Here is a 6507-nt window from a genome sequence, read left to right on the forward strand (position 1 = left end):
CAGACTGGTTCAGAAACAGAAAATCAGACTGGTTCAGAGACAGAAAATCAGACTGGTTCAGAAACAGAAAATCAGACTGGTTCAGAAGAAGTAACAAATGTATCAGACGTAGAAGCTAAGATTGCAAAAGCACAGGAATTAGCGAAAGCAGCAGAAGCAGCGAAAACAGCTGTAGACACTAACAACGACGGCATTATTTCTGCTGGAGAGAAAGCGGTAGTTGATGCAGCTATTAAAGCGGCACAAGATGCGAAATCATCGGCAGATTCGGCAGTGAAAGCCTTACCAGATGGTACGGGAGAAGCAGGTTATCAAGCAAAAGTGAATGCGATCACAATACCTGAAACTGTAGAAGTAACAAATGTATCAGACGTAGAAACTAAGATTGCAAAAGCACAAGAACTAGTGAAGGCGGCAGAAGCTGCAAAAACAGCGGTAGATGCAAATAAAGATAATATTATCAGTGCAGAAGAGAAAGCAACCCTTGATGTGGCTATTGAAAAGGCACAAGGTGCGAAAACAGCAGCAGATGAAGCAGTAGCACGCTTACCAGTAGGTTCGGCTAAAGATGGCTATCAAGCTCAAGTTAATGCAATTACGATACCAGATACAGTGGCAGAAACTGAAGTATCAACTCCAGATCCTGTAGTAGAGCGCCTAGTTAATAAAGATGCGGTAGTAAAAGGAAATGTCTGGTTAGATTCGAAAGCGGATGGTGTGAAGGATAGTACAGAATCTGGCATTGAAAATGTTACGTTAGAACTAAAAGAGGCTGATACAGGAAAAGTTGTTGCAACAAAAACAACGGATAATAAAGGGAATTTTGAATTTACTGGTTTAGCACCTAATCGCTACATCATTGATGTGGTAGAGAATAAAGGGGGAATGCAAAATAAAGTTTATACAAAAGCTTATGCTTCCAATGGTACCGCTATAGATTCTGATGTAATAAACAGTAAAGGTGAAACATCAGCGATTATTGTGAGAGAAAGTCAGACTATAGATAACATTCACATTGGTGTTAAAGAAAAAAATGCCACAGATGTAAATTATCAATTACCGACTTTAACGTCTTCACAAGAAGTGATAAATACACTTAATAACCACATTGAGGGAGAGGGTATTGCTCGCTATGTTACTATCGTTGTTGATCCTAATGTGGCGAAACAGTATGGAAGTAATAAATTTGCGTTATCTGAAGTTAAAGTATGGTCTGGTAGTAATTTAGTTTCTTTGAATGGTAATGAAGATGGATTTGGACAACTAGTTTCCTGTTCTAGGGGATGGGGAGTTGTTAGAAACCTTTTTGATAATAGAGAAAATACTTCAAGTGAATTTGATTTTTCTAATCCAATTTGGATTCAAGTTGATCTTGGTAAATCTATGCCGATTTCTCGTGTACAAATTACGCCAAAAGATAGTGAATCTAAGTATTTGAATGGGGCAACGGTTTTACTCAGTGATGAGAGAATTACTTTTAAATATCAAATAGATGAGGATGGAAATCTTATTGAGGACCCTAACGCTAATAATGCAACACAAAAATTAGCGGGATCTAATGACGGTTTAAGAGCTTTAATTTCATCAAGTTCTGACATTTCATCAAGTATTTATAAAATGGGGCAAATCAAAAATATAACAGCAAATAGTAATGCGCCTGTTGATTTTTATAATAGGGATATCATTTGGAATGTTATTGATAAAAAACCAGAATTCTCAGGAAAATTAAATAGAGCATTAAAAGAAGGGGAAAGCTTATATTTATCCAATTCAAAAGGAGAAAAAATAGGCGATGTAACCCTTGAAGTTAAGCAAATTGAAGAAACCTATTGGAGCTTTGAGGATTTTCCACCAGTAGAAAAAACACGTTATATTGATGAATATTATTGGAAAGGCACGCTATTAAATGATTTGGAAGCGGGAAGCAATCAATGTTTCTTAACCTTCTCAAATGCTGGAAAAGTAGAAACACTGAAAGAATTTAATGTTAATGTAGCAAGTGTATCTCATAGCCAAATTACAGAGATGGTTATTTTAGCGGATAACTTAGCACAAACAACAGATATTACTGCAACCCGTATTTCGAATGATAATTTACCAACCCTTCAAGGGAAGTTATCTGAGCCATTAAGCACTGGTGAAGAAGTAAGGCTATATCATAACGATAAATTTATTGGTATTGCTAAAACTCAATTTAGCGAAAAAGGAGAGGCGCTCTGGTCTTTCCAAACCACGCTTGCAATTACAGAACCACAACAGACTTTCTCTGCCAAAATTTATAATAGATTTACAGGTGAAGAGAAAAGCACAGCTCAAGCGGAATACCATTATCTAGATATGTTGAAATCTAGCCTATGGCTTGAAGGAAGCATGGGGGCGGCATTTGATAAACCAATTGCCACTGAATTTTTAAAAGTAAATGGCGTGTTAGACTCTGCGCTACCAAGTGGAAACCATGTTGCGATTTATGCTGATGATAAATTTATGGGTAATGCTGTTGTTGAGTCAGACAATAAAACTTGGTCTTTACAGTTAAAAGAACATTTAAGTGTTGGAAAACATAATATTCAATGGCGAATCGAAAGTGCTACGGCAAATGAAAGCATTCCAACAACAACATTCGAAACAAAATCTGTAGAGTTTGTTTCTGATGCAGAAAAATTAACTTGTAATGCAAAACAGTTACATAAAGGGTTTTTATTTTCTGGTTATGTTGCACCTAATCAAGAAGGGCTATATCTTGAGTGGGGTGGAAAAGCAAGTCAATCTTTTAAATCTGATGCTTTGGGTAAATGGGAGGTTCCTTTCTTTGATAATGACTGCTTACTGGGTAAACAAGCACCTCTGAATCTTGATGGACAGATAACGAAAGCTGTTCTAAAAGATAGTAGTGGGAAAGTTGTTGGAGAATTTAATGTTCAATTAGATGTTACTAGCCCAGAAGTTAAAGAGCTATCTATACAAGATAGTACTCTAAATCCTGGGGCAAGTAGTACCGTTACAATCAAATTCACTGAAAGTGTATCCGATGATTTTGTGTTGAATAAGATCAAAGTTTTTGGTGGAAAACTAAGTAACTTCCAAGGAACAGGGGATACCCGCACGGCAACATTTACGGCTGATAATAATGTATCTAAAAAAGCGGTAATTGCAATTACCCAAGATAGTTTTAAAGATAGTGTTGGAAACTTCAATCAAAAGGATGCTATTTTAGAAGTTAAAGTTGGTAACACTGATATTATTGAACCAATTAGTTCCGACTTAGTGGTTAGAGCGAGCAAGCAAATTTCACTTGATTTAAGAAGCCCAGGCATTGACTTAAGCAATCCAAATTGGAAAGTGGAAATTAGCAATTTACCTCAAAATGTAACTTTGTCTAAAGGAACATACAGTAATGGGAAATGGGTGGTATCAGGAAGTGATCTAAAAGATCTTATGCTTGTTACTAACAAATCCGTAAAAGGCGATTTTTTATTCAATGTGAGTTATTTACATAATGAAAGCAATCAATGGAAAACTCATTCCCAAACAGCATTAAACTTGAAAGTTGTACCTTGGATTACAGGTGGAGGAAATGATGATGCTTCACACAATTTTTCTCACTATTTAGATGCTTGGAACCAAGGGACTGTAGGATATTCTGGTAAGGACATTACATTAATTGTACGTGAAAATACAGGGGATCTACCAGTTGGTGCTTTTGATGCCACTAATATTTTACCACATAGTAAATTTCCAGCTTGGCACGGCTCTACGGTAATGCTACGAGCAGCGGGAAGTATTGATAACTGGATTACGGGTATTGCATATAACGCCAAGATAAGTTGGAACATTGATAATATTAATAAAGCTGAGGTTTTCAACTTTAGTATAAGTTATGGTAATAACTATAGCCCTGTTTGGGGTGGGCGTGTGCCAGATGTGAAGTACGGTAGAAATGGTTTAGGGGAAATATGGACTATTTGTGCGAGTAACTGGAGAGAAAATACTGCACTTACAGTCGGAACTAAATCACCTACTGTTATGGCAGTTGGGGCTATTCATGGAGCAGATGGAACACCTATTACCGAATATGCTAAGGGAGAGGCAACTCACATCGCTGCAGTGGGGGATAATGGAACGAGTTACTCATCTCCGATTGTTGCGGGAACGACTGCATTAATGTTGGAAGCGGATAGAGGCTTAGGTTTCCGCGATGTTCAAACCATATTGGCTTATACAGGTCAGTATTATGATAAGACCACAATAACGGGTCCTTATTTGAATTTTGGCTTAAATGGTGCAAAAAACTTAAATGGAACAGGACTACATTTTGCTAAAGAGGTGGGTTTTGGAATAGTTAATATCCATGCTGCTGTCTTGTTAGCGAAGGACTGGCGTAGAGGAGGCTACGACTCAAAAGTCTATCACGATAAAGAAACCACACCAAATAATGAAAATTTATGGTGGGAATATAAAACAGATAAAGTAACAACAGAGAAGGTGTTGTCCCGCTCTGCTTCAGAAACTACGGAATTTAAAATTAATGTAACAAAAGACGTTAATGTGGAAGGAGTTGTGTTACATTTAAATCTTAATGATCCGGCGTTGAAGAAACTCACTATTACAGTTATTTCACCAGATGGAACAGTAAGTAAGATTGCTGAAGGAACACCGGTAGGCTCCTGGAATGGGTATTTTAATGCAACCAGTAATCGTTTCTGGGGGGAAAATGCTAAAGGAGAATGGACAATCAAATTTGGGCATACCGAGAATGTTGACGTTGATACCAAAATCAAAGATGTTGGCTTAAGTTTCTACGGTGATAGTATCATGAATGATGATCGTTATGTTTATACGGATGAGTTCTCCCGAACCTATAATGATATGGCAAGTAAGCAGAACAAAGCTGATATGCTAATATTGAATGATACTGATGGCGGTAATGACAGTATTATGGCATCAGCGGTAACAACGAATGTAACAATCGCATTAGGAAAAGATGATAATACTAATGGTAATTTATTGATTGATAATAAAGTTGTTGTTATTACAAAAGAAAGCCAGATCGAAAATGTTTTTGGTGGTGAAGGTCATGACTTACTTATCGGAAATAAATACACTAATTTCTTAGTAGGGAATGGTGGTAATGACATTGTTATTAGTAACAAAGCGGATGTCCGTTTGGAAGGTAATGACGGTAATGACTGGTTGGTGTTCGGAAAGGCGAAAAATGTACTTGGTGGCGCAGGCAATGACCATTTCTTGTATTTATCAGAAACAAAAGGACAAGGTACGAGTTTAACACTCGATACAGTTAAGCAAGTGTTAACTGACTTTAATTTCGCTCAAGATCAGCTTTACACTTGGAAAGATGATAATACTCTTCAAGCGGCTTTTCTGGAAGAAAACGATAAATTATCTTGGAAAACGGTAAAAGATCAAAGTCTTATTGAACAAGCTAAAACTTTTACAACTTATTTTTATCAAGGGTATACTCCAACGCAAAACATGTTAAGTACAGTTTTACCAGATGATAAAGTAAATACTATCATTATGTAATGTTATTGAAGTATTGTTTATCGAACCCTCATCCTGCCCTTCATAACAGGGATGCGAATCTAACTAACTAAGTAAGGGGCTATCCTAGATAATTACGGTGTAGTAGACAAAATGGTTGCTGATTTTTAAAAAACTACGGTATTATGTAGCAGTTGCACAAAACCTAAAATGCAATCTTAACCGCAGTAAAATTTTTGATGCCCTTAATTGTTAAGGGCATTTCTTTTGGCATAGTAGACAAAAAGGTTGGTAAAAAGTGGGTTAAAGCTTTATAGTACAAGGCTTTAACTCATTTTTTCAAATATGAATAAAAAACATGTCCTTTTTGCCATTCATCAAAAATACAAAAGTATGGTTTTAAAAATAAACTTCAGCGTTATAAATGTACCACTTGTAATAAACTCTTTACCTTAAAACCCAAATTAAATTCTAGCCAAATTTGGTTTGATTATTCTGTTGGGAAACAAACCTATCAGGAATTAGCTCATAAATATCATTGTTCAGTTAGAACTATTCAACGTCATATAGAAAAAGCCCCCAAATCGCATTTAAATTCCCCACAAAATAACTCGCTTAATCTGATTATTGATACCACCTTTTTTCATCGTGATTTTGGTGTATTGGTGTTGCTTTGTAGTGTAGTGGTAGACTAATTTTGCAGTCCTCAATAGGTGGTAAACTATCACAAAAAGAGGACATTAAAATGAAAAGAACATTTAGCCCAGATTACAAAATTGCCGCGGTAAAATTAGTCACCGAGCAAGGTTATTCTGTTGCCCAAGCCTGTTCGGAATTAGGGATAGGCGAAACGGCCTTACGTCGTTGGATAAAACAAGTCCAAGCAGAAAAACAAGGCTATGTATTGCCCGGAACGAAGCCCTTATCACCGGAACAGCAACGGATACGAGAGCTTGAACAACGCATTAAAATTCTCGAAGAGGATAAAGAAATCTTAAAAAAGGCTAC

Annotated in this window: 2 protein-coding genes and 1 pseudogene; all 3 read left to right on the forward strand. The window is 36.6% G+C overall.

Annotation, left to right across the window (positions count from 1 at the left end):
* Nucleotides 1–5541: SdrD B-like domain-containing protein (locus A3EO_RS12990; RefSeq protein WP_211206183.1), on the forward strand; the 5541-nt coding region annotated here is incomplete at its 5' end.
* 326 nt (nt 5542–5867) lie between these two features.
* A pseudogene (locus tag A3EO_RS13975) lies at nt 5868–6194 on the forward strand (IS1/IS1595 family N-terminal zinc-binding domain-containing protein); the annotation flags it as partial.
* A 50-nt stretch (nt 6195–6244) separates the two neighbouring features.
* On the forward strand, nt 6245–6507 hold a 263-nt coding region (locus tag A3EO_RS0111940), incomplete at its 3' end, for an IS3 family transposase (protein WP_018347322.1).

The sequence above is a fragment of the Gallibacterium anatis DSM 16844 = F 149 genome, assembly GCF_000379785.1.
Lineage (GTDB): Bacteria > Pseudomonadota > Gammaproteobacteria > Enterobacterales > Pasteurellaceae > Gallibacterium > Gallibacterium anatis.